This window comes from Gordonia asplenii, assembly GCF_012933505.1.
In the GTDB taxonomy this organism is placed as follows: Bacteria; Actinomycetota; Actinomycetes; order Mycobacteriales; family Mycobacteriaceae; genus Gordonia; species Gordonia asplenii.
Map to the genome: position 1 here is coordinate 16,201 of NZ_JABBNB010000020.1, position 20,990 is coordinate 37,190.

General features: G+C 64.8%; 25 protein-coding genes, 1 tRNA gene and 2 pseudogenes. 20 read left to right on the forward strand and 8 right to left on the reverse strand.

Going from position 1 to position 20,990, the window contains the following annotated elements; all coding sequences use genetic code 11:
• Positions 1-683: 683 nt before the first annotated feature.
• The 3 genes from HH308_RS18000 to ald are packed head-to-tail and all read right to left on the reverse strand — an operon-like array spanning position 684 to position 4,046.
• On the reverse strand, positions 684-1,385 hold the full coding sequence (locus HH308_RS18000; protein WP_376767231.1) for a phosphonatase-like hydrolase: 702 nt from the start codon (positions 1,383-1,385) through the stop codon (positions 684-686).
• Between the two features lie 11 nt (positions 1,386-1,396).
• Positions 1,397-2,869 carry a MocR-like pyridoxine biosynthesis transcription factor PdxR gene (gene pdxR / locus HH308_RS18005; protein ID WP_170195619.1) on the reverse strand — a complete coding sequence of 491 codons (1,473 nt, stop codon included), beginning with the start codon at positions 2,867-2,869 and terminating at the stop codon, positions 1,397-1,399.
• Positions 2,870-2,924: 55 nt separating this feature from the next.
• The gene (gene ald / locus HH308_RS18010) at positions 2,925-4,046 is read right to left on the reverse strand and encodes an alanine dehydrogenase (RefSeq protein ID WP_170195620.1); all 1,122 of its coding nucleotides are present in this window, start codon (positions 4,044-4,046) and stop codon (positions 2,925-2,927) included.
• 191 nt (positions 4,047-4,237) lie between these two features.
• Between ald and HH308_RS18015 the strand changes: the two genes are divergently transcribed.
• The 4 genes from HH308_RS18015 (at position 4,238) to HH308_RS18030 (ending at position 8,334) form a co-directional block, all read left to right on the forward strand.
• Positions 4,238-5,617 carry an aspartate aminotransferase family protein gene (locus HH308_RS18015; RefSeq protein ID WP_170195621.1) on the forward strand — a complete coding sequence of 460 codons (1,380 nt, stop codon included), beginning with the start codon at positions 4,238-4,240 and terminating at the stop codon, positions 5,615-5,617.
• Positions 5,614-6,615, forward strand: coding sequence for a phosphotransacetylase (locus tag HH308_RS18020; protein ID WP_170195622.1), 1,002 nt, complete (start codon positions 5,614-5,616; stop codon positions 6,613-6,615). The genes HH308_RS18015 and HH308_RS18020 overlap by 4 nt, the downstream gene beginning before the upstream one ends.
• Positions 6,616-6,830: 215 nt before the next feature.
• Positions 6,831-8,171: a DUF2252 domain-containing protein gene (locus HH308_RS18025; RefSeq protein ID WP_170195623.1), complete on the forward strand. Its 1,341-nt coding sequence runs from the start codon at positions 6,831-6,833 to the stop codon at positions 8,169-8,171.
• A gap of 89 nt (positions 8,172-8,260) precedes the next feature.
• A tRNA-Pro gene (locus HH308_RS18030) sits at positions 8,261-8,334 on the forward strand.
• Between the two features lie 226 nt (positions 8,335-8,560).
• Here HH308_RS18030 and HH308_RS30470 read toward each other — a convergent pair.
• The 3 genes and pseudogenes from HH308_RS30470 to HH308_RS18040 form a co-directional block, all read right to left on the reverse strand.
• Positions 8,561-8,857: pseudogene (locus HH308_RS30470) on the reverse strand (hypothetical protein); the annotation flags it as partial.
• Positions 8,743-9,621: pseudogene (locus HH308_RS30475) on the reverse strand (tyrosine-type recombinase/integrase); the annotation flags it as partial. The pseudogenes HH308_RS30475 and HH308_RS30470, both read right to left, overlap by 115 nt.
• Entirely contained in the window at positions 9,602-10,144 is a 543-nt protein-coding gene (locus HH308_RS18040) for a helix-turn-helix transcriptional regulator (RefSeq protein ID WP_170195624.1), read from the reverse strand. The pseudogene HH308_RS30475 and the gene HH308_RS18040, both read right to left, overlap by 20 nt.
• Positions 10,145-10,230: 86 nt before the next feature.
• On the opposite strand from HH308_RS18040, the gene HH308_RS18045 reads away from it, so the two are divergent.
• The 11 genes from HH308_RS18045 (at position 10,231) to HH308_RS18095 (ending at position 14,693) form a co-directional block, all read left to right on the forward strand.
• Positions 10,231-10,428, forward strand: a complete 198-nt coding sequence (locus HH308_RS18045) for a helix-turn-helix transcriptional regulator (protein ID WP_170195625.1) — start codon at positions 10,231-10,233, stop codon at positions 10,426-10,428.
• A complete protein-coding gene (locus HH308_RS18050; RefSeq protein ID WP_170195626.1) occupies positions 10,428-10,709 on the forward strand; it encodes a hypothetical protein in 282 nt (93 codons plus the stop codon). Before HH308_RS18045 ends, HH308_RS18050 begins: the two co-directional genes overlap by 1 nt.
• Positions 10,706-11,047: a hypothetical protein gene (locus tag HH308_RS18055; RefSeq protein WP_170195627.1), complete on the forward strand. Its 342-nt coding sequence runs from the start codon at positions 10,706-10,708 to the stop codon at positions 11,045-11,047. The genes HH308_RS18050 and HH308_RS18055 overlap by 4 nt, the downstream gene beginning before the upstream one ends.
• Before the next feature lies 1 nt (position 11,048).
• Positions 11,049-11,231: a hypothetical protein gene (locus HH308_RS18060; protein WP_170195628.1), complete on the forward strand. Its 183-nt coding sequence runs from the start codon at positions 11,049-11,051 to the stop codon at positions 11,229-11,231.
• Positions 11,228-11,392 (forward strand): hypothetical protein, encoded by a 165-nt coding sequence (locus tag HH308_RS18065; RefSeq protein ID WP_170195629.1) that lies wholly within the window; start codon positions 11,228-11,230, stop codon positions 11,390-11,392. Before HH308_RS18060 ends, HH308_RS18065 begins: the two co-directional genes overlap by 4 nt.
• 12 nt (positions 11,393-11,404) lie before the next feature.
• Positions 11,405-11,659, forward strand: coding sequence for a hypothetical protein (locus tag HH308_RS18070; protein ID WP_170195630.1), 255 nt, complete (start codon positions 11,405-11,407; stop codon positions 11,657-11,659).
• A 76-nt stretch (positions 11,660-11,735) separates the two neighbouring features.
• A complete protein-coding gene (locus tag HH308_RS18075; protein ID WP_170195631.1) occupies positions 11,736-12,092 on the forward strand; it encodes a DUF2742 domain-containing protein in 357 nt (118 codons plus the stop codon).
• Entirely contained in the window at positions 12,089-13,693 is a 1,605-nt protein-coding gene (locus HH308_RS18080; RefSeq protein WP_170195632.1) for a hypothetical protein, read from the forward strand. The genes HH308_RS18075 and HH308_RS18080 overlap by 4 nt, the downstream gene beginning before the upstream one ends.
• Positions 13,690-13,836 carry a hypothetical protein gene (locus tag HH308_RS18085; RefSeq protein ID WP_170195633.1) on the forward strand — a complete coding sequence of 49 codons (147 nt, stop codon included), beginning with the start codon at positions 13,690-13,692 and terminating at the stop codon, positions 13,834-13,836. Before HH308_RS18080 ends, HH308_RS18085 begins: the two co-directional genes overlap by 4 nt.
• Positions 13,833-14,201: a WhiB family transcriptional regulator gene (locus HH308_RS18090; RefSeq protein ID WP_170195634.1), complete on the forward strand. Its 369-nt coding sequence runs from the start codon at positions 13,833-13,835 to the stop codon at positions 14,199-14,201. Before HH308_RS18085 ends, HH308_RS18090 begins: the two co-directional genes overlap by 4 nt.
• Before the next feature lie 129 nt (positions 14,202-14,330).
• The gene (locus tag HH308_RS18095; RefSeq protein ID WP_170195635.1) at positions 14,331-14,693 is read left to right on the forward strand and encodes a hypothetical protein; all 363 of its coding nucleotides are present in this window, start codon (positions 14,331-14,333) and stop codon (positions 14,691-14,693) included.
• A gap of 361 nt (positions 14,694-15,054) precedes the next feature.
• Here HH308_RS18095 and HH308_RS18100 read toward each other — a convergent pair whose 3' ends face one another.
• The gene (locus HH308_RS18100) at positions 15,055-15,294 is read right to left on the reverse strand and encodes a hypothetical protein (protein ID WP_170195636.1); all 240 of its coding nucleotides are present in this window, start codon (positions 15,292-15,294) and stop codon (positions 15,055-15,057) included.
• Between HH308_RS18100 and HH308_RS30230 the strand changes: the two genes are divergently transcribed.
• The 5 genes from HH308_RS30230 to HH308_RS18125 all read left to right on the forward strand — a co-directional run bounded on the left by HH308_RS30230 (position 15,287) and on the right by HH308_RS18125 (position 19,232).
• Positions 15,287-15,781, forward strand: a complete 495-nt coding sequence (locus tag HH308_RS30230) for a phage major capsid protein (RefSeq protein WP_170195637.1) — start codon at positions 15,287-15,289, stop codon at positions 15,779-15,781. The two genes, HH308_RS18100 and HH308_RS30230, sit on opposite strands and share 8 nt — an antisense overlap.
• 25 nt (positions 15,782-15,806) lie before the next feature.
• Positions 15,807-16,169 (forward strand): phage major capsid protein, encoded by a 363-nt coding sequence (locus tag HH308_RS30235; protein WP_376767232.1) that lies wholly within the window; start codon positions 15,807-15,809, stop codon positions 16,167-16,169.
• 2 nt (positions 16,170-16,171) lie between these two features.
• A complete protein-coding gene (locus tag HH308_RS18115) occupies positions 16,172-16,342 on the forward strand; it encodes a hypothetical protein (protein WP_170195638.1) in 171 nt (56 codons plus the stop codon).
• Positions 16,343-16,770: 428 nt separating this feature from the next.
• Positions 16,771-17,499 (forward strand): PaaX family transcriptional regulator C-terminal domain-containing protein, encoded by a 729-nt coding sequence (locus tag HH308_RS18120; protein WP_170195639.1) that lies wholly within the window; start codon positions 16,771-16,773, stop codon positions 17,497-17,499.
• A gap of 92 nt (positions 17,500-17,591) precedes the next feature.
• A complete protein-coding gene (locus tag HH308_RS18125; RefSeq protein ID WP_170195640.1) occupies positions 17,592-19,232 on the forward strand; it encodes an acyl-CoA dehydrogenase family protein in 1,641 nt (546 codons plus the stop codon).
• An 807-nt stretch (positions 19,233-20,039) separates the two neighbouring features.
• Here HH308_RS18125 and HH308_RS18130 read toward each other — a convergent pair.
• Positions 20,040-20,954: an aminoglycoside phosphotransferase family protein gene (locus HH308_RS18130; RefSeq protein WP_170195641.1), complete on the reverse strand. Its 915-nt coding sequence runs from the start codon at positions 20,952-20,954 to the stop codon at positions 20,040-20,042.
• Positions 20,955-20,990 lie beyond the last annotated feature (36 nt).

Below are 20,990 nucleotides of genomic sequence, written 5' to 3' on the forward strand. Positions count from 1 at the left end.
AGGAAGAGGTCCTCGACGTCGCAGCGAGGCGCCTCCTCCGCTGGTTGAGCCGGGCCCGACGAGCCGTGCTGAGCGAGCGCAGCGAGTCGCGCCACCCCCGCTGGTTGAGCCGGGCCCGACGAGCGCAGCGAGACGCGCCCGCGTCGAAACCACGGTGAGATGAATTGCCAACTGTCGCTGGGTGTTTGGTGCGTTGGCATTGTCGGGTTGCGTGGTTTCGACACGGGCCTTCGCTAGCGCTTCGGCCCGGCTCAACCAGCGGGGTGTACGGCGGTGGGCCCTTCCGCTGGTTGAGCCGTGAGGAGCGTGAGCGACGAGCGTGTCGAAACCACGGCGAGGCGAGTTGCCGACTGTCGCTGGGTGTTTGGTGCGTTGGCATTGTCGGGTTGCGTGGTTTCGACACGGGCCTTCGCTAGCGCTTCGGCCCGGCTCAACCAGCGGAGTGGGCGGCCTTCGCTAGCGCTTCGGCCCGGCTCAACCAGTAGAGTGTACGGCGGTGGGCCCCTCCGCCGGTTGAGCCGTGAGGAGCGTTAGCGACGAGCGTGTCGAAACCACGGTGAGGCGAATTGTCTACTGTCGCTGGGTGTTTGGTGCGGTGGCATTGTCGGGTTGGGTGGTTTCGACACGGGCCTTCGCTTGCGCTTCGGCCCGGCTCAACCAGCGGAGTGGACCGATCGATGTGACTATTCGTTGTGCGCTATGAGTAGGTCAGTGAATTCGACGACCGAACTGACGACATCAGTCGCTCCCGCGGCGATCAGTTGTGCTTCGTCGTGGGCACCGGTGAGCGTCCCGGCGGCGATCTTCGCGCCGGCCCGCCGTGCGGTTTCGACGTCGACCGCGGTGTCGCCGAGTACTGCGACATTGTGCACACCGTCGATCTGCAGGCGCATGAGTGCGGTGAGAATCATGTCCGGGTAGGGGCGTCCCCGCATGCCGTCGACGGGCGCGAGAACGAGATCGGCCAGCGACTGCCAGCCGAGCGCGGCGATCAGCGCAGCCTGGGTTCGTGGGCTGAACCCAGTGGTCAGCGCTACGCGTATGCCGTGGTCGCGGAGCTTCGAAATCGCCTCGGCGGCACCGTCGATGGGCGTGGCCAGGCCGTCGGCGATGAGCCGCGCGTAGGCATCCTCAAAGGCCGTGTTGGCCTGCAGTGCCGCCGCGTGCGAGCCGAGGAGAGCGCGGAAGACGATGATCTTCGATTGGCCCATGGTGTCGAGTACGTAGCGTCGGGCCTCGTCTCGTTGCGGTCCGACTTCCGGGATGCCCACGGCGGTGGCCGCCGCGTCGAAGGCGCTGATTACGAGGCCGTCGTCGGCTACGGTGGTGCCGGCCATATCGAGCACGGCCAATTGGATCTTGTCGGTAATGGACTTGTTTTTCACTCTCGCCTCGACTACCTGCCCGAGTGTCCGAGCAATTCGGCGCAGCAGTCACCCAGCACTTTGATTCCGGGCGCAATGGATCGTAGCGCGATAGCGCCGTAACCGATCCGGAATGTGTTGCGCGGTGGTTTGTCCTGCATATAGAAGATATCGCCACGCTCGATCAGTACGCCCCGGTGTCGTGCGAGGACAGCCAATTCTTCGCAGTCGAGCTCGGGTGGTCCAGTAACCCACAGGCTCACGCCGCCGGGAGGAAAAGAACCGGTGTCGAATGGTAGAAACTCACCCACTGCGGCAACCGTCTGTTCCCATTTTCGTTTCATCTTGGTCCGATGGTGACGGAGGGCTCTACTGTAATTTCCGCTGTCGATGAACAGTGCGAGTGCGCGCTGGATATGCCCGGGTGGGTGACGTATTCCATACCGCCTGACATCACGCAGTTCACGCACCAGATCTGGTGGACCGACCAGATAGCCGACGCGTAGGCCGGGAGCCAGGAATTTCGAGAATGTACCCAGATAGACAATGTCGCCGGTGTCGTCGAGCGCCTTGAGGGCTGGGCTCGGGCTGCCCTGATACCGGAACTCACTGTCGTAGTCGTCCTCGACAACGACAGTGCCCGACTCCCCGCTCAGCGCGAGCAGACGGCGTCGACGATCGATGCTGAGGGTGACATTGGTCGGATGGTGGTGGCTCGGTGTGACGTATAGCAGATCCGTGCCCGCCAGAGTCTCGGGCGGCCGGAGTCCGTATTCGTCGACGTCGACGCCGGTGACTGTCGCCCCCGTCCGAACGAATATGTGCCGGGCGTCCAGATAGCCGGGATTCTCAACCGCAACCTGGCGATCGGGTCCGAGCAGCACTCGGCTGACCAGGTCTAAGCCGTGCTGCGAGCCGACCGTCACCAGAATTTCGTCTGGGCTCGCCTCGACGCCCCGGGACAGCAACAATTCCTGCCGGATCGCATTGACGAGCATGGGGTCATCGGTGGCGACGGAGTCCTGCAGACTCGCATAGGCGTGTGGCGGATCGAGTGCGTCCCGGAGGTGGCGCACCCAGGCTTGCGCGGGGAAACTCCGGACGTCGACCTGGCCGACGACGAACGGATACGGATATCGATACCAATCGTGAGTCTTCTCGATTTCCGGGATATCGATGTCGGCACGCGATCGGATGCGTGCCGACCAGTCGATATGCGGGACCGTGGCGCGATTCTCCGTTGCCGACATACTGAACATTCCGGGATTCACAAACATCCCGGAACGTTCGTGGCTTCGAACGTAGCCCTCCGCGATCAATTCCTGATACGCCATATTGACGGTATTGCGCGACACCGCCAAGGCGATCGCGAGTTCACGAGAACTCGGCAATCGATGCTGCGCGTCGAAGATTCCCGACGATATCGCATGCTCGATGGCCCGACGTACCTGCCGATAGAGCGGGTCGTCGGCGTTTCTGTCGATCCCGATGAGTGTGTGTCGCAATCGACCTTCCTCTGCAGCGTCGAGGGGTACCAGCATACGGAGATTCGCCCGGGACCTACCCCATTTCGAGTGCTTCCGCGACGGGGACTGCCGCTATGCCGTGTGCGGCGCCGACGGCCTCGCAAGTGAGTCTGCCGGCGACGGTGCTGACTCCGGCACGTAGGGCGGCGCTGTCCTTAACCGCTCCGGCGAAGCCCTTCTCCGCCAGTTGAACGGCATAGGGCAAGGTTACGTTCGTGAGTGCATGAGTGGAGGTATGGGGCACCGCGCCGGGCATGTTCGCCACGCAGTAGAAGATGGAATCATGTACCTGGAACGTCGGATCGGCGTGTGTCGTCGGTCGGGTGTCTTCGAAACACCCGCCCTGATCGACAGCGATATCCACGAGTACGCTGCCGGGTTTCATCCGGGATACCAGTGAATTCGACACGATCTTGGGAGCCTTGGCACCCGGGACCAGCACCGCCCCGATCGCCAGGTCGGCTTCGATCATCTCTTGTTCGATCGAATACTGATTAGCGGCCAGCGTACGGATTCTGCCCTGGTACATGCGATCCGCGGCGCGCAGTTTGTCGATGTTCTTGTCGAACAGTACGACATCCGCCCAGGTGCCGGCCGCTACCGCGACCGCATTCATGCCGGACACACCGGCACCGATGACCACCACTCGCGCCGGTTTGACACCGGAGACACCACCGAGCAACACACCTCGACCGCCGGCCGGACGAGTCAGGCACTGCGCGCCCACCAGCGGGGCGAGTCGCCCGGCCACCTCACTCATCGGGAACAGCAGCGGCAATCCACCGTCGGGGCCCTGCACGGTCTCATATGCGATCGAGTTGGCGCCGGATGCCAGCAATGCGCTGGTGCACGCCGCGCTGGCGGCCAGGTGCAGGTAGGTGAACAGCGTCATGCCCGAGTGCAGTCGGTGGTACTCCTCGGCGACTGGTTCTTTCACCTTCAGGACCAGTTCCGCTGTCGACCAGACCGTGTCGGCGTCATCGATGATCTTCGCGCCGGCCGCCAGATACTCCTCATCGGAGATGGAGGAGCCCACGCCGGCGCCGCTTTCGACGACGACGGTGTGACCGAGCGACGTCAGCTCGTGGACGCCGGCCGGGGTCGCCGCCACGCGGTACTCGTGGGTCTTGACTTCCTTGGGGATACCGATCCTCATCGAACCTCCTAGATTGCGCATCGTCGCGGTGCATGCATCATGGGGGGTCCAGAAGTCGTTCGAAAAGAGCCAGAAGAGGCGCACCCAATAGGTCCAGACTGGATCTATTAGGACGGGCGTATCTGGCTCTAACTTCCGCTGCGAACTCAAGTTACCTTCGTTGACAAGCAAGAATTCTGAAGGAGGTAGCAGTGAACGGAGACGAGCTGAGGGCACGCGCCCGCCGGCACCTTGGACCGCATTTCACGCGTAAGGAGTCGTGGGATAGCGAATTTCCAGTATTCGTCCGAGGCGACGGCTGCTATCTCGTCGATACCGAGGGCGACCGGTACCTCGACGGCCTGGCTGGGCTGTTCTGTGTGAACATGGGTCACGGTCGCGCCGACGTCGCCCAAGCTGCCAGCGATCAGATCGGCACGCTCGCCTACGCATCGAACTGGGGAATGGCACATCCGCCCGCTATCGAAGCGGCCAGTCTGATCGCCGAACTGGCACCGGGCGATTTGAATACCACGTTCTTCGTCAATTCGGGATCGGAGGCCGCCGAGACCGCAATCAAATTCTCTCGTCAGTACCATTTGAGCCAGGGCCAGCCGGAGCGCACCAAGATCATCAGCCGGGAGTTCGCATATCACGGCACGACAATGGGTGCGCTGTCGGTTACGCAATTGCCCACCATCAAAGCGCCGTTCGGGCCACTGCTACCCGGGGTACGTTGTGTGCCGAACACGCTGGGCTACGTCGGTGATTGTGGACCGGCGAGTGAACTGCCGTGTATTGAGGCGATTGAGCAAGTCATTCTCGAAGAGGGGCCGGAGACGATCGCGGCCTTGTTCGCCGAGCCGGTGCAGAACGGGCGTGGCGCGTTGGTTGCACCGGACGGCTACTGGCAAGAGGTCCGGTCGATCTGCGACCGGTATGGGATCCTGTTGGTCTCCGACGAAGTGATCTGCTCGTTCGGCCGGCTCGGCCACTTCTTCGGCCACGGCGTCACAGGTGTCGTGCCGGACATCATCACCTTCGCCAAAGGATCGACATCTGGTTACGCGCCACTCGGCGGGATGATCGCACGCGAGTCATTGGTCCACGATCTGTACGGCTCGTCAAAGGGCGGCGTCTTCACCCACGGCGCCACCTGGGGCGGACATCCGGTGTCCACCGCCGTCGCCGTCGCCAATATCACTGCTATGCGAGACGAGAAGGTGCTCGACAACGTTGTCGAGCGTGGCCCGAAGATCAAGGCGGCACTCGATTCGTTGCGAGATGCACACCGATGCGTGAAGGACGTGCGTGGGACGGGCTTCTTCTACGCGATCGAATTGATGGCCGACAACAACTCCGGACGTGATCTCACCGAGGCTGAGGCCCGTGTCGTCTTACGCGAGGTGCTGCCGGAGTCGTTCAAGCGCACGAAGGTGATCCTGCGCGGCGACGATCGGGGCGCAACGATGCTGATGGTGTCTCCGCCTCTGGTCGCCGACGACGAGGTTCTCGGAGAGTTGCTACACGGGATCGATGCCATGCTGACCGACGTCGAGAAGGCGATAGAGCCCAATTCGCCGCTGCAATGACGAGCACCGCGATTGGTCCGGCGGCGCTGACCGGGCAATGGCATCAGGCGCTGCAGGGAACACGGCGAGTCATCGGCCTGAGTGACGGCGAGGACGTCCGAGCAATCGCAGCGGCGCACCGCCTCCGCCTGCAGGACCTGGTGATTCCCCGCCTTGTCGGACGCCCGGACGTCATTCTCCGGACTGCCGACGAGGCGGGGATAGGGCAGGTCGACGACCTTGTGCTCGACATCGAGAGCCTGGCGGCCGACGAGGTGATCCGCGCACTGATCCACGATCGGCTGGCGCAGCGCTCGCCCGATGAACGGGCGGCGGCCTCGCGCGACGCAGTCTTTCTGGCCGCGGCGGCCGTCCGAGCAGGACACCTTCACGGATGTGTTTCCGGTGCCACTCGGGCGACCGCGGATGTTCTGCGGGCCGGTCTTCGGGTCATCGGACTCTCTCCGGGTATCCGAACCCTGTCGAGTGCGTTCTTGATGGTGCTGCCGGACGGGCGCAGTCTCACCTTCTCCGATTGCGCGGTAGTCCCGGACCCCGGTCCAGCACAGCTCGCGGATATCGCATTGGCCGCCAGCACCACTCACCTTCAGCTGACGGGCGAGACACCCGTGGTGGCGATGCTCTCGTTCAGTACCTGGGGCAGCGCGAAGCACCCGCGCGTGGATCGGGTACGAACAGCCACCGAGATGCTTCGGGCGAGTACACCGGACTTGCAAGTGGACGGCGACCTGCAATTCGATTCCGCTCTGGTTGAAGAGATCGCTTCCGCCAAGGCACCCGGGTCCGTTGCCGCCGGGCGGGCGAACGTGTTGGTGTTCCCCAACCTCGATGCGGGCAATATCGGCTACAAGATCGCTCAGCGACTCGGTGCAGCGACCGCGATCGGGCCGATTCTGCAGGGGATCGGTGCTCCGCTGAACGACCTTTCGCGCGGATGCGACAGTCAGGACATCGAACTGATGGCCACGGTGAGTGCGGTGCAATCACTCACTACCTGAATCGGGCGGGATTCGTGATCGACGCGGGCCCGAGCATGGGGGCGCTGTGTGGGCCGGCACCGTTATGGTCCGAATGTGTGGACGGGCTGGAATACTCTCTGTTTGCCGAGGATCATCGGATGTTCACACCGGCAGAGACTGTGGATGTGGCGCCGGCGTGATGGTTCTCGCCTACCGGTAGATTCGTGAGAAGCGCCGTCTCCCAGGAGGATTCATTGCCAGCAACACTCGCCGAACTCGCCGAGGTGCCCGCGGCGTCGTCGCGGACCGATGCGTTGGCCATCCTCAGCGAACAGGCCGCGAGCCGCCTGCCCGATCTCGTTCCGGTGCGCAATGCGCGAATGGCCGCGACACCGTTCACCTTCTACCGGGGTGCGGCCGCGGTGATGGCCGCCGACCTTGCGGCGACACCGAATTCGGGTATTCGCACCCAGCTGTGCGGCGATGCCCACCTGTCCAACTTCGGCATGTACTTCACGCCGGAACGTCGAATGGTCTTCGACCTCAACGACTTCGACGAGACCTATCCCGGACCGTTCGAGTGGGACGTCAAACGGCTCGCGGCGAGTTTCGTCGTCGCGGCGCGTGAAGACGGCTTCGACGATGCCGAAGCGCGCAAAGTCGCCAAGCGTGTCGCGCGCGCATACCGCAAGTCGATTGCGCGCAGCGTCGGCAAGTCGACGCTGGAGTGCTGGTATGCGCGCATCGACACCGACCAGGTTCTTGCCGAGTTGGGGGAGAAGCTCGACACCGCAGCCGTCGAGCGCACCCGCAAGGGACTGGAGAAGGCGCGGCACCGCGACAGTGTGCACGCGCTGTCGAAATTGTGTGTCATCGTCGACGGCGTCGCGCACATTCGCAGCGACCCGCCACTGCTGGTGCCGCTGCACGAACTGCTGGGCGACGCCGCGGGCGAACTCGTCGACCACCAACTCACCGATCGGCTGGCCGAGTATCGAGAATCGTTGCCGCACAATACTCGTGAGCTGTTTGCGCAATATACGTTCGAGGAGGCCGCGCGCAAGGTCGTCGGAGTGGGAAGTGTCGGGACCCGCGCGTGGATCGCGCTACTGCTCGGTCGCGATCTGACTGATCCGCTCTTCCTGCAGATGAAGGAGGCGCAGCAGTCGGTGCTGGCGAAGCACGTGCCCGACGGTCCGGTCTACGACAACCAGGGGCGTCGTGTGGTCGAAGGGCAGCGGATGATGCAGGCGGCCAGCGATGTGTTTCTCGGGTGGCAGTCCGGCGTCGACCCGGATGGCGTGGTGCGCGACTTCTACGTGCGCCAGTTGCGGGACGGCAAAGGATCGGTGGTCATCGAAGCGCTGGAACCGGCCGGGCTGGAGATGTATGCGAAGCTGTGCGGCCGAACGCTGGCACAAGCCCACGCGCGCACCGCGCAGCGGCATGCGATCGCCGAGTACGTCGGGCGCACAAAGGAATTCGACGATGCCATCGCAGACTTCGCGATGGGTTACGCGGAACTCAACGTCGGCGACCACGCGGCGTTGGTCGCCGCGATCGCAGACGGGCGGATGCCGTCGGAGACACTCTGAGCCGACGCGGTGATTACCGCGCGGAAATCGCCCTGACCAGCCGATTTAATGTACGCGCGGGAGTACGGTAATCTAGTCCACGCTACACACGGGGTGTGGCGCAGCTTGGTAGCGCGCTTCGTTCGGGACGAAGAGGTCGTGGGTTCGAATCCCGCCACCCCGACGCTTTGGTTGAGAAGCAGTTGAGGCCCCTGACCGGGATCCGGTCGGGGGCTTCCTCGTATCTGTGGTGCGACGTCCGCAGTCGAGGCCGCCGTCCGCAGTGCGTCCGCAGCAGATTTGCGAGCGGCGTCGAGAGCGTCCGCAACACGCTCCAGATCGTCCGGAAACAGGTCGGCGTAGGTGTCCAGCGTGAGCGCCGCCGACGCGTGCCCCAGCATCGTCTGAACGGCCTTCACGTTCGCGCCGGCACTGATCGACAACGACGCCGCGGTGTGCCGTAGATCGTGGATTGTGGCCTTCGGAAGTCGCCGACGAGGTTCCCGTCGTCGTCGAGCGGACGGAGCGTCGCGATCGCCTTGTTGAACGTCCTGGTGCGGAACGTCGCCAGTCGCAGCACGCCACCCCCCGGTGCGGTGAACACCAGGTCGTCTCTGCCCTTGTCGACCATCAGCGCGGCGAGTTCGTCGGCGAGGAACTTCGGGAACGGCACCGATCGGCGCTCGTGATTCTTCGGCGACGACCACACGAGCTTGCCTTTCACCTCGGTGACCGACTGACGGACGTTCAGCCGGCGTCGCAGCATGTCGAAGTCGCCGATGCGCAGTGCAGCCATCTCGCCGTACCGCAGCCCGGTATACGCGAGGAACCGGATCACGGTCGCGTATCTGCCGGCCGCGACGGCGAGCAGTTCGACTTGGCCGTGAGTGAGGTAGGCCCGCTTCGTGTGTTCACGCCGCGGCGCCTTCACCCCATGACATGGGTTACGCGGTATCCGCCGATCCTCAACTGCCAGTTCAAGAATCATCCGCAGGACACCGAGCGCGTTCTCGATCGTCGCCGGGTTCGCGCCGGCATCGCGCATGTCCTGAACCCACGAGCGGACCACCGACGTTTGGATCTCGGCGACCTCGACGTCGGCCCACCGATCCTTCACGTGCGCGTTCCACGCCGATTCGCGCGAGGCTTGCGTCGTCTCCTTGATATGCCCGAACGTGCCGATCCACTGGGTGTGCATCTGCTCGACGGTGACGCGGCCGGCACCCGGCGCGACGTAGGTACCGGTGACGATCGTCGACGTGACGTCATCGAGCCATTTCTGTGCATCAACCTTGCGCGCGAACGCTTTCGAGTGCTCGTCGCCCGCAGCATCGACATACCTTGCGCGCCAACGCTTTCCCTTGCCATCGTTGGCGCTGGGTACGGTCTGTGTGTTTCCGGCCGCGTCGCGAATTGTCTTGCGCCAGCGGTCCTCGACGCCGGCCCGGCGGTTACGTCGTTGCATACTCATCTGGAAGCCCCAACAGCTCAACTATGGAAGTGCGTTCGTCGTCATGCTGTTCTAGCGCTGTCCGGATTGCATACTCAGATTCGAGGTCATACCTGAACTTGCGGTTCAGGAGGAGTCGTTTCAGCGCGGCGACATCGTCAGCGAGTGGTCCTTCGCGCTCCATTCGAACTATCAGCGCGGCGGCGTGGACGCGGGCACGGCCGTAGGTCCAGGTGGCGGTTTCTAGATTCGTCAGTCCGTCAATTAGCTCGGTGGATAGATGGCCGATGAACAGGTTTGAGACGCCTGAATCGGTATCTAACAGGTCGCCGACCTTGACGCCAAGAACTTCCGCAACCGCTACCGCCTCGGACAGTTTCAGCGGGCGTTTGCCGGTCTCAATTTTGGCGATCGTCTGTTGGGCGGTCGGGATGCCCAGTTTGCCTAGCCGATCCGCCAACTCGCTCTGTGTCATTTGGTCCGCTGCGAAGCGATACAGGGCGATCGCCTTGCCCGCGACTTCGTCTGTCGACATCTCTTCCATGGCGAACAACTCTAGGTAGTTGACCCCAACAACGTCAACGCGTACGCTCTCTCGTTGTTACATCAAACAACACAATGGAGTTGATTATGAATGATGAGTTTCTCACCACGAAGCAAGTGAGTCAGCGGTGGCCGTTTCCCGAGGGAACGCTCCGGTACTGGCGAAATGGCGGCACAGGGCCGGCGTCATTCCGAGCTGGTGGCCGAGTCCTATACCGACGCAGTGAAATTGAGCGCTGGCTTTCTGAGCAGGAGAAGACCACTACGCGTGGAGGTGCGGCGTAATGGCGGGCGGCGTCCGGCGTCCCGTCCGGTCGGCGAAGGTAGAGGGTATCCGCGATTGGGCGGCAAGCCCTGAGTACCAGAAGTATCTGGATGAGTGCGCCGAGACCGAGCTACGTGGGCGCGTTCGGTCGATGGGGCTGCGTGTGTCGAAGATTCGCTCGTCGACGGCGCTGAATCCGCAGTTCCGCGTGTTCGATCCGGCGTGCCACAACGCCATCGTGGCTGAGGGTGACGCCGAGTTCTGCATCGACGTACTCACGTCACGCGACGGTGCAGCATGATGCCGACTGACCGCTACGCCGACGCGACCCGCGGTGAAGACCTCGGCCTCGGAGCCGACGAGGTCGGCGTCCGCAGGTTCACGCGTGGCACCGACTCGCTCGACGTTGTGCAGTCGGCGCTCGATGCAGCTGCCGACACGGCGGCCGAGCGGTTCGAGCGCTACCGCGACGAGCACCTCGACGACCGAGAGTCGCCCGGCTACGAACTCGTGCGGACGGCGATGTTTGCCGCGAAGGATCGGGCCGACAAGTTCGCCCGAGAAACCACGAAACCCTCGACGCATCCCGCCAAGAACGTCGTCGAGGGCTCCAACACCAACACCCAACAGAGGAATTGATATGACACAGAATACCCCGTTGATCGAGGATGCGGTCACCCACGTCGGCATCGCGCTGAGCTTGATCAACAAGGCGCTCGCCGACGTCACTCCGCGCACAGTCGACGAGCTGCTGCAGCTCGCCGACATGGCCGTCGACGCCGGACGCGGTGCCCTCGACGTGGTCACGGCGGTGACCCGATGAACGTGTTCATGGTGAAATGCGTTGACCCGAGCGATCTTTCGGTGTTCGGTGTCAAGGTGGAGCGGCTCGACGTGCCGCCGATGTTCAAGCATGAAGCCGGCATTCTGTGGCGCAGTGCGGTGTGGATCTGTGTCTACGACGACGGCCGCATGTACGCGTAGATTCTCGGCCGCATGTCGACGCGCGAGATGCGCACCGTCTACGGGTTGGTTGAGCGGGCATTTCGGGCGGGTACGGCGCAGTGTCGACGCGACGGGTGGGAGCGATGCCGCAAGAGCAAGCATCGACCGCAAGGCTACTACCGCTTCCACTACTACGTCCGCGCCGATGACCGCGACCCGAATGCCAGGTCAGCTTCGGTCGCGATCGCGGCGCAGGGTCCCGACGTCGACGACCTGATCGACCGCGTCGCGCCAGATCTCTCGTAACCCCCATCGTTGCCCGGCGGGATACCAGCCACCGCCGGGCAACACCCCCATCATTCACAACGACGGAAGATGTTGCATGACAACGCAATTCGACCCGATATCGGGCGGCTGCCAGTCGCGTGAGATCTCATTCGCGCTCACGATCGAACGCCTCGCTCCGACGCTGCACCGCCTGGAGCGCCACGGTGTGCCGCCGACAATCGGCACTCACCGGTGGCTGGAGCTCCCAACCGGGAATCCGCTGTTCGTCGGCGCCGTCTACCGGGCGGCCGCGCAGTGGACGCTGTACCTCGACGACCTGCAGGCCGAGTCGGTCGCAACGTCGAATGCCGTTGCCGCGGCGGCTGATTGGCGCGGCGTCGCGAAGTTCCTGCGCGATCGATCCGAAGCCACCCGCAGCGGCATCTACATCCCTCGCGAGGTAACCGCATGACCGACGACGAATTCTTCACCGCCACAACCCAACTCCAAACGATCCGGCAGTGGGCACGAGCCCGCTACGCGGCACCGTGGGCAGTGTTCGGTGCTGTGCTGCTGCGCGTCGCAGCGTCGACCGAGCCCACCGTGCAACTTCCCGGCGTCATCGGCGGCCGCGCGTCGCTCAACCTGCTCTGTGCGTTCGTGTCCGCATCCGGTGGCGGCAAGGGCATCAGCGACAAGGTCGCGCGGCTCGCGTGGCCTACTGACATCATCGAGCGACCGATCGGCTCCGGAGAAGGACTGGCCGCGACGTTCATGCCGCCGAAGGGTGACGACGACAAGAAGGGTGACGAAGACAAAACGGTCAACCGCAAGCGGGTTACCCGAGCGATCGTGAACGTACCGGAAATCGACACTCTGGCCGGGCTCGCGTCGCGCCAGGGGTCGATCCTGCTGGCACAACTCAAGTCGGTGGCGATGGGCGAGCAGATCGGGCAAGCCAACGCGAGCGCGGCCACCACCCGCATCGTCGAGGCGCACAAGTACCGGCTGTGCATGTCGGTCGGCGCGCAGCCCGGGCATACCGGCGTCATCTTCGACGACACGACCGGAGGCACACCGCAACGCTTCCTCTGGTTTCCAACCACCGATCCGACGATGCCAGCCGACGCGGTCGATGATCCGGCGCCGCTCAACGTCGACCTTCCTCTCTGGTGTCCGGGTGAAGACGGCGTCGTCGAGATCACCTACGGGCCGACCGAGATCCGCGAACAGATTATTGCCGCGCACCTCGCACGGCAACGCGGACAAGCCGACGCGCTCGACGGCCACGCCATGCTGACACGGTGCAAGGTGGCTGCGATGCTGGCGGTCCTGCATCACCGCAGCGTCGTCGACGAACTCGACTGGGAACTGTCCAGTGTGGTGATGGAGCGGTCCGACGCCACGCGCGCGTGGATCGTCGGCGAGGCCAAGCGGGCGGCCCGGGCGAAGATTCGCGAACGCGCGATGGCGAAGGCCCGCGGCGAGGAATTCATCGCCGACCGCAAACTCGACCGCGCCAAGGCAGCGATTCTGCGGTGGCTCGAACGCGACGGCGAACTGTCGAAGCGAGACCTGCGCCCCAAGCTCAAAGCAGACATCCGTGACCAATTCACAACCGCGCTTGCCGAGTTGACCGCAGACGGATTGATCCTCGAACGCGAGGTTCCGAACGGGTCGAAGTACCGACTTTCGCAGGTACACGCGGTACCCGAGGTACAGCCCCTATCTTCGCAGGTCAGACACGCTGTACCCGAAGTACAGCGTGTACCTTTGCCCGCGACCGAACCGGACACGAACCCACACAAATCGGACAGCAAAGGTGAGCCTATGCAACCACAATTGAAACCGGACAAACGGCACCGCGGGCGCCTCTGTCAGTGCGGCATGACGCTGCCCGTCGCCAACACCGCTGGTCTCTGCGAGGACTGCGCCGACGGCACGTCGGCGTTCGTCAACCCACCGAAAACTGAGTGGAAACTGTGCGCGGTGTGCCAGCAGAAGATGAACGACGACGCCGACGAGAAGGCGGGCGTACACGCGCACTGCGCCGCACGGAAGGCAGCGTCATGAGCGACCTCGACGTCGATGCGATCGCCGAGCAGATGCGCCTGGTGCCGAAGACCCGCCCGCGCGTCGACTGGCCGAGGCACCGAGCGAAGGCTCGCGCCCAGCGACGGCGTCGAGCCGCGTTCGGTCGAGGACGGCTCGCGTGACGACGGCAGCGGCTCGCAAGGACCGCGATCTACTGCTCGACGGCTGGATCGCGTGCCTCGTGCGCGTGGTCGACGGCCTGCCGAAGCTCACCGGCGCGGCCTGCCGCGACCGGCCGGACCTGTTCGAGGCCGCACGGGTCGGTGAGACCGTCGAGGAGGTCGAGACGAGGCAAATCGAGGCTGAGATGCTCTGTGCCGCTTGTCCCGTGCTCGCTAACTGCCGCACCTGGGCTCAGGGTGAGCGTAGCGACGTCGGTCACGTGATCGCCGGCGTCCGGCCGCCACCGAGGACGACGCCGACCGAGCGGCCGACGCTGCGAACTCGTCGGTGGGACCGCCAGGAGGACCCGCACCGTGGGCGGTAGGACCCCGGTGGGGGAGGGCATGGCGAAACTTCAGAACGCCTCGAGGCCCGGGCACGCCGCGGTCCTTGAATTTCGCGCAGAACTGCTTTGAGTGTCACCTGTGCCATCACATTTCGAGAGGAAAACGTTATGACCAGCGAAAATGCGCCGGGAACACCGTCCCCCGACCGGCGTCCCCCGGGGGACCTACGACACATGTCGCGGCCGGCGTTGCTGGTGCTGCGCGCGCATCTCGACGACGTCGCGGCCACGGTCGGCGCGTGGCGTGATTGGGCGTCGGCTCAGTCTGAGGCGGTTGGTGACGAGCTGCTCCGCCGAGAGGCTCGCGAGCTGCTCGCCGACGAGTTCCTCGCGAACCTTGAGGGCGAGGTCGGCCACGACGCCGAGGTCGACGCGCTCCGCGAGGACTGGCGCCGGCGCGGACTGCTCCGGCTCGACGACGTGCCCGATACGTCGGGCATATCGCCTTGGGCTGATCCTGGCGTAAGCTGAGGTCAGCGAACAACCGCGGGTATTCCTGGCACTGGACAGCGGTGGAGGCCTGGCACTGGCTGAGTTTGCAGGCGTTGAAGCCTGGCACTGGCACCGTCGATCCATCTCATCATTCATGCCCGAAAACTGTTGCTGCAGTTGGGCATTCGCTTACCTGTGAAGGAATACCCCCATGACTACTACATCCGAACTGGCCGCTCGCGCCGAGGCGCGCATGCTGAAGAACCGGCGGCCGCGCGCCGAGCTCGACACCATGGCGCAGCGCGACGTTCGCATCCGTCGCCTGCTCGCCCGTGAGGCGCCTCTCGTCGCCAAGCGCAAGGCCGCGGTCGAGGCCGCCCAGCGCGAAGGCCGCACCGAGCTACGCGCCGACGAGGCCGAGGATCTCGACGACATCACCACCGAGCTGGCCGCGATCGGCGAACGGATCGGCGAGCTGGCCGACGAATTGTCGCAGTCGGAGACGATCAACCAGAACTCGCGCGGCGTCCGGGCTGCGCAGGCGGCTGCCAGCGGCCTCTATATCGAAGGCGGGCCGCGCGCTCGACGTCGCGGCGTGAGCTTCGATCCGGAGCACCTGCGAGCACTGCACAATGCCCATCGTGCAGCGCTCGTCGTTCTCGATCACCGAATCGCGCGACGCATCCCTTGGAATACCCGGATTGCTGCCCCCGCAGCTCGATCCGCTCGTCGTCGGCCAGATCCACGAGCCCAGACTCCTGGAGAAGTTGCCGACCATGACCATCGAGGCGCCGAGCTTCGAGTTCATCCGTCACAACTCGACGACCGGCGGACCCGGCATGGTCGCCGAAGGCGCGGCGAAGCCCGAAGCCGTGGCTGCGACGGATCGAGTCATTGTGACGGCGCGCAAAATCGCCGTGCATGGCGCCGTCACATGGGAGGCAATCGCCGACTTCGACGCCTTCGAGTCCTACTGGCAAGCAGAGTTGTTCGCCCAGGTCTTCGACGTCGAAGCCGCGCAGATCCTCACCGGCGACGGCACCGGTCAGAATCTCACCGGGTTGAACGCGACGAGCGGACATTCTGACGCACGCCGTCGACACTGCCGACGGCGAAACCTCGCTTGACGCAATCGAATCCGCGATCGCTCAGCTGCGCGTCGGCGCGGCCAAAGCCCAAGCGAATCTGCTTGTCATGCATCCGAGCGATTGGTCAAAGGTGCGTCGGTCGAAGGACGCGCAAGGTCGGTACTTGGTGGCGCCGGATCCCACGTCGGGCGAAGCGTCGACCGTGTGGGGCGTGGAAGTGTTCACCACCACGGCACAGACGTCCGGGTCCGCGTTCATGCTCGACACCAGCAAGTTCGGCAAGGTGTTGGTCCGGGACTCGCTGCGCGTCCTCGTCGGAACCAGTGGTGACGACCTGGTCCGCAACCTCACCCGCTTCGTCGTCGAGGAACGTCTCGCGCTCGCGGTCGAGCGGCCGGCCGCGGTACTGAAGTTGTCGGGGCTGTGATCATGAAAGTTGTTGTGTCCCGTGGTTTTCAGGTCGCTCACGACGGCACGGTGTTCGGGTCGGGCGAGGTCGCCGACGTTCCCGACGACGTCGCCGACGCGTGGATCCGCTCCGGCTGGGCCGACGCGATGAGTCGCCGGCCGCGGCCGAAGGCCCACACCGAGGCCGACTGAGAACTGGAGCGGGCCGCCGAGGGACCGCGGGGAGTCGTGCCCCCGTCGCTGGCGAAGTGCCCCCAAGCCGCAGCGGTCGATCCCGCGGCCCGCTCCACCCCCGTCCGCAGTGCGTCCGCAGTAGATTCGGCAGGACCCATATCGCGCCAACAACGTCAACCGTCTGACCTGGCGCTATTCGACGTCGCAAACCGCGTCAACGATCACAAACGCCCAGGTCAGGTGGTTCGGGACGAAGAGGTCGTGGGTTCGAATCCCGCCACCCCGACGCTTTGGTTGAGAAGCAGTTGAGGCCCCTGACCGGGATCCGGTCGGGGGCTTCCTCGTATCTGTGGTGCGGTGGGTTGCGTCGCGGAGTTCTGCCGAATACCTACCGCGGCAATGATCGGCCTGCCGGCTCGATCAGCGGGCGCACTAGGCTTATTGGTATGCCCGACGCCGCGCCACCGCGCAGACTCTCGGCTCGATCGGCGATTCTGAGCGCTCTTCTCGGAGCGCACCCCGGTGAGGCGACGACGAAGGGGATCATCGCAATCGGTGCGGGACTGGGGTATTCCGCATCGACCGTACGTGTCGCGTTGACCAGGATGGTCGCGGCGGGTGATCTGGAGCGGACCGACGGCGTCTACCGGCTCGCGCGCCGCCTCGTCGAGCGGCAGCGGCGTCAGGATGAGGCTCTGGAACCAGCCTGGACCGAGTGGACTGGTCGGTGGCGCATGGTGGTCGTCACAACCCCCGCGCTCGACGCCGCGGAGCGCGTCGCTACTCGAGAAGCATTGCTGTGCAACCACTTCGGTGAGCTGCGCGAGGGGGTGTGGATGCGTCCGGACAACCTTGCGTTCGTCGTCGGCCCGGTCCTCGCCGAGCGTGTGCGGATGTTCGCGACGATGCCCGACGCTGACTCGGTGGAGTTGGCGCGGGAACTCTTCGACCCGACGTCGTGGGCTGACCTCGCCCGGAAATTGCTCGCCGAGCTCGACGCCGCGTCGAGTCTGGCGGAACGATTCGTCGCTGCGGCGGCGGTGGTGGGGCACCTACTGCGGGATCCGTTGCTGCCCGCCGAACTATGTCCTCAGCCGTGGCCGGGCGAGTTGCTGCGGGCGGCGTATCGGGACTTCCGCGACGAGTTCACCGCCTACGTCGGGACCGCGATGTAGCTGTAGTGCTGTTCGGTTCGGACTGTGGTGTGGTGCCCGCAAGACGGAGTTACGCTATTGATTCGTGTGCTAGAAATCTGTAATAGTGAGGTATGTCTACTCATGCCGTGACCAATCAGGTGCCGCCCCTCGTCGACTTCGACGCTGCCGATCAACCGGTGATTCTCGATGCGCTGCAACGTAATCGGGTCGAACATGCGCTCGACGAACTGCACGCGGTGGGCCGGCTGGCCGGATCTGCGGCCGCGCTCGAACTCGGCGACCTCGCCGAAGCTCACCCACCCGTGTTGAAGACGCACGACCGTTACGGCAATCGCATCGACGAAGTGGTCTACGACCCGAGCTATCACCAGCTGATGCGGCACGCGGTCGGATTCGGTCTGCACGGCGCGCCGTGGGCCGAGGGACGCCCGAATGCGCACCTCGTGCGGGCCGCCAAGTTCAGTGTCTGGGGCATCGTCGACGCCGGGCATGGCTGCCCGATCTCGATGACCTACGCGGTGGTGCCGGCGCTGCGCGCCAACGCCGAGCTGGCCGACCAATACGAATCCCTGCTCTGCACAACCGAATACGATCCGGTGTTGTCGGTGCCCGCGGGCAAGCGCGGGCTGATCGCCGGCATGTCGATGACCGAGAAGCAAGGTGGCTCGGACGTCCGCGCCAACACCACGTCGGCGGTGCGCAATGCCGACGGCACCTACGCGATCACCGGCCACAAGTGGTTCACGTCGGCGCCGATGTCGGATCTGTTCCTGGTTCTCGCTCAGGCACCCAGCGGACTGTCGTGCTTCCTGGTGCCCCGTGTGCTGCCCGACGGCACGCGCAATACCTTTGCGCTGCAACGACTCAAGGACAAGCTGGGCAATCACTCCAATGCCAGTTCCGAGGTGGAGTACGACAACACCGTCGGGTGGTTGGTGGGCGAGGAGGGTCGGGGCGTAGCCACCATCATCGAGATGGTGAACATGACCCGCCTCGACTGCACATTGGGTACCTCGACCGGGATGCGTGTCGGCGTCATGAATGCGGCACATCACGCGGCGCATCGTCGGGCATTCGGTGCGGCGTTGATCGACCAGCCGTTGATGCGAAATGTGCTGGCAGACTTGGCAGTCGAAGCGGAGGCAGCGACCACGGCAGGACTGTGGCTGGCGGAATTGACCGATGACGCCGTCGCGGGTGACGAGCGGGCGGCGGCGCTGCGTCGAATCTCGTTGGCGGTCAGCAAGTATCACATCTGCAAGCGCGGGCCGATCCATGCGGCCGAAGCACTGGAATGCCTCGGCGGCAACGGATACGTCGAGGAGTCGTGGATGCCGCGGCTCTACCGGGAGGCGCCGCTGCTGTCGGTGTGGGAGGGATCGGGCAACGTCGCAGCGCTGGACGTGCTGCGAGCCGTCGCGAAACAGCCGGCGAGCCTGGAGGTTCTACTCGATGAGCTGGAGTGTTCGGTCGGCGTCGACGACCACTACGACGCCGGCCTGGCCGTGCTGAAGGCGCGGTTCGCCGGGTTGTCCGGCGACGTCGGCGAATTGCAGTACGGCGCACGACGATTGGTCGGGCAGATGGCGCAACTGTTGCAAGGATCGCTGTTGTTGCGGTTCGGGCATCCCGCTGTGGCGCAGGCGTTTACGGTGTCGAGGCTGGGCGCCGATCGTGGGGATGTCTTCGGGACGTTGCCGTCGGGGCTGGATGTCGCAAGCATCATCGAGCGGGTGACGCCGAAGGTGTGAGGGTCGTCGACGTTAACCCGAACGAAAGATGACGACCCGAACGGAAATTCCGTTCGGGTGTAGTTGTTTCTGTCGGGGTTACGCTTGGCCTCGAGCAGAGTGCGTCCCGAATCCTGTTTCCGGCTTGGTCTTTCGCCTCGCCGGCCCCTCGTTACACCGAAGCTCGTTCCTCGCTTCGGTACTCGGCCTGGATCCGCCGATGGTGGACCTGTTTCGCTGGTTGAGCCGTGAGGAGCGTTAGCGACGAGCGTGTCGAAACCACGGTGAGACAACAGATTTCGGTGAGTCGCGGCTGACCAGGACTGCAGCATCAGCGCGACCGTTGAATGCACTGGCTGGGTGCACGATTGGAGACGGTCCCACGATCGGAACGCGAGATGATCGGTCGCACGAAATCTGTTGCGGCACCGTGGTTTCGACACGGACCTCGGCTAGCGCACGGCTAGCGCTACTTCGACTCGGCTAGCGCCTCGCTCAGCACGGCGCTCGGACCGGCTCAACCAGCGGAGGGGGTGCCCGTCGGTGGATCCCGGCTCGGGGAGCGGGGGGTGGGTTCGCGTCTTCGTCTCGCCGGCCCCTCGTTACACCGAAGCTCGTTCCTCGCTTCGGCACTCGGGGAGCGGGTGGTGTCGCCTCGCTTCGGCACTCGGGGAGCGGGGTGGGTGGGTTCGCGTGTTCGGGTCGCCGGCCCCTCGTTACACCGAAGCTCGTTCCTCGCTTCGGCACTCGGGGAGCGGGTGGTGTCGCCTCGCTTCGGTACTCGGGGAGCGGGTGGTGTCGCCCGCTTCGGCACTCGGGAGCAGCGTCTTACGGCTGCACCGCCTTTGCGACGGTGATGCAGCGCGTGATCCAGTCGTGCTCGTCGGCGTCGAGCCGCCGGTGCGTCCGTGCCGCGTCCTCGACCGCCCAGTGCGCGTTGAGGACCATCCGGACGATGACCCAGTCGCGGGCTCGGTCTTCGTCGAGGTTCGCGGCGTCGACGACGGTGAAGAAGCGGCGCGCGACACCCGCGCGGGCGTCGTCGGCAATCTCGTCCCACCGGTTCCACAGCAGTGGCGCCACCTCGTAGTGCGGGTCGCCCGACATCGGGTTGGGATCGATCACGACCCACGGTTCGCGTTGTGCGGCAAGAACATTTTCGTAGTGCAGGTCGCCGTGGATGAGTGTGCCGGTGGAGTCGGGGTCGTCGGCGAAGGCGCGTCCCAGCTGCACCGCCTGGTCGATCATCCGGCGCGGCACCGGAACGTTTCGCGCGTCGAGAGCCAGGGCGTCGAGCCAGCGGGTCAGATAGCCGGTGAGCGGCCGGAACTGAGGTGTCGCCGGCCGGTGCAGCCGGCTGTACAGCCCGGCGGTGATCTCGCATGCCGCGACGTCGGGCACCGACGTCAAGTCGACGCCGCGCAGGCGCTCGAGGAGCAGTGCCCGGCGTCGGGGATCGGACCGGAACATTCGCACCGCGCCGCGACCGCCCCACTGCTGCAACGCGAGACCTTCGAGTTCGGACTCGTCGTCGCCGTCGAACCCGACTTTGAGCACCGCGGCGGATTTGTCGTCGGTGCGGACCGGCAGGACGATCGACGCGAATCCGTGCATCGGGTCGCCGTCGATCCGCAGCCCCCATTGCGCGAGCAACTCCGCGCAGAGGCGCGGCAGTCGGTCGAGCCAAGCCGCCCAGTCGGGTCCGAGTTTGCGTTGCGACTGCAGATCGACCGGGATGTCCACACGGGTGACCCTATCGGTAGGGTCGTTGAAGTGAAT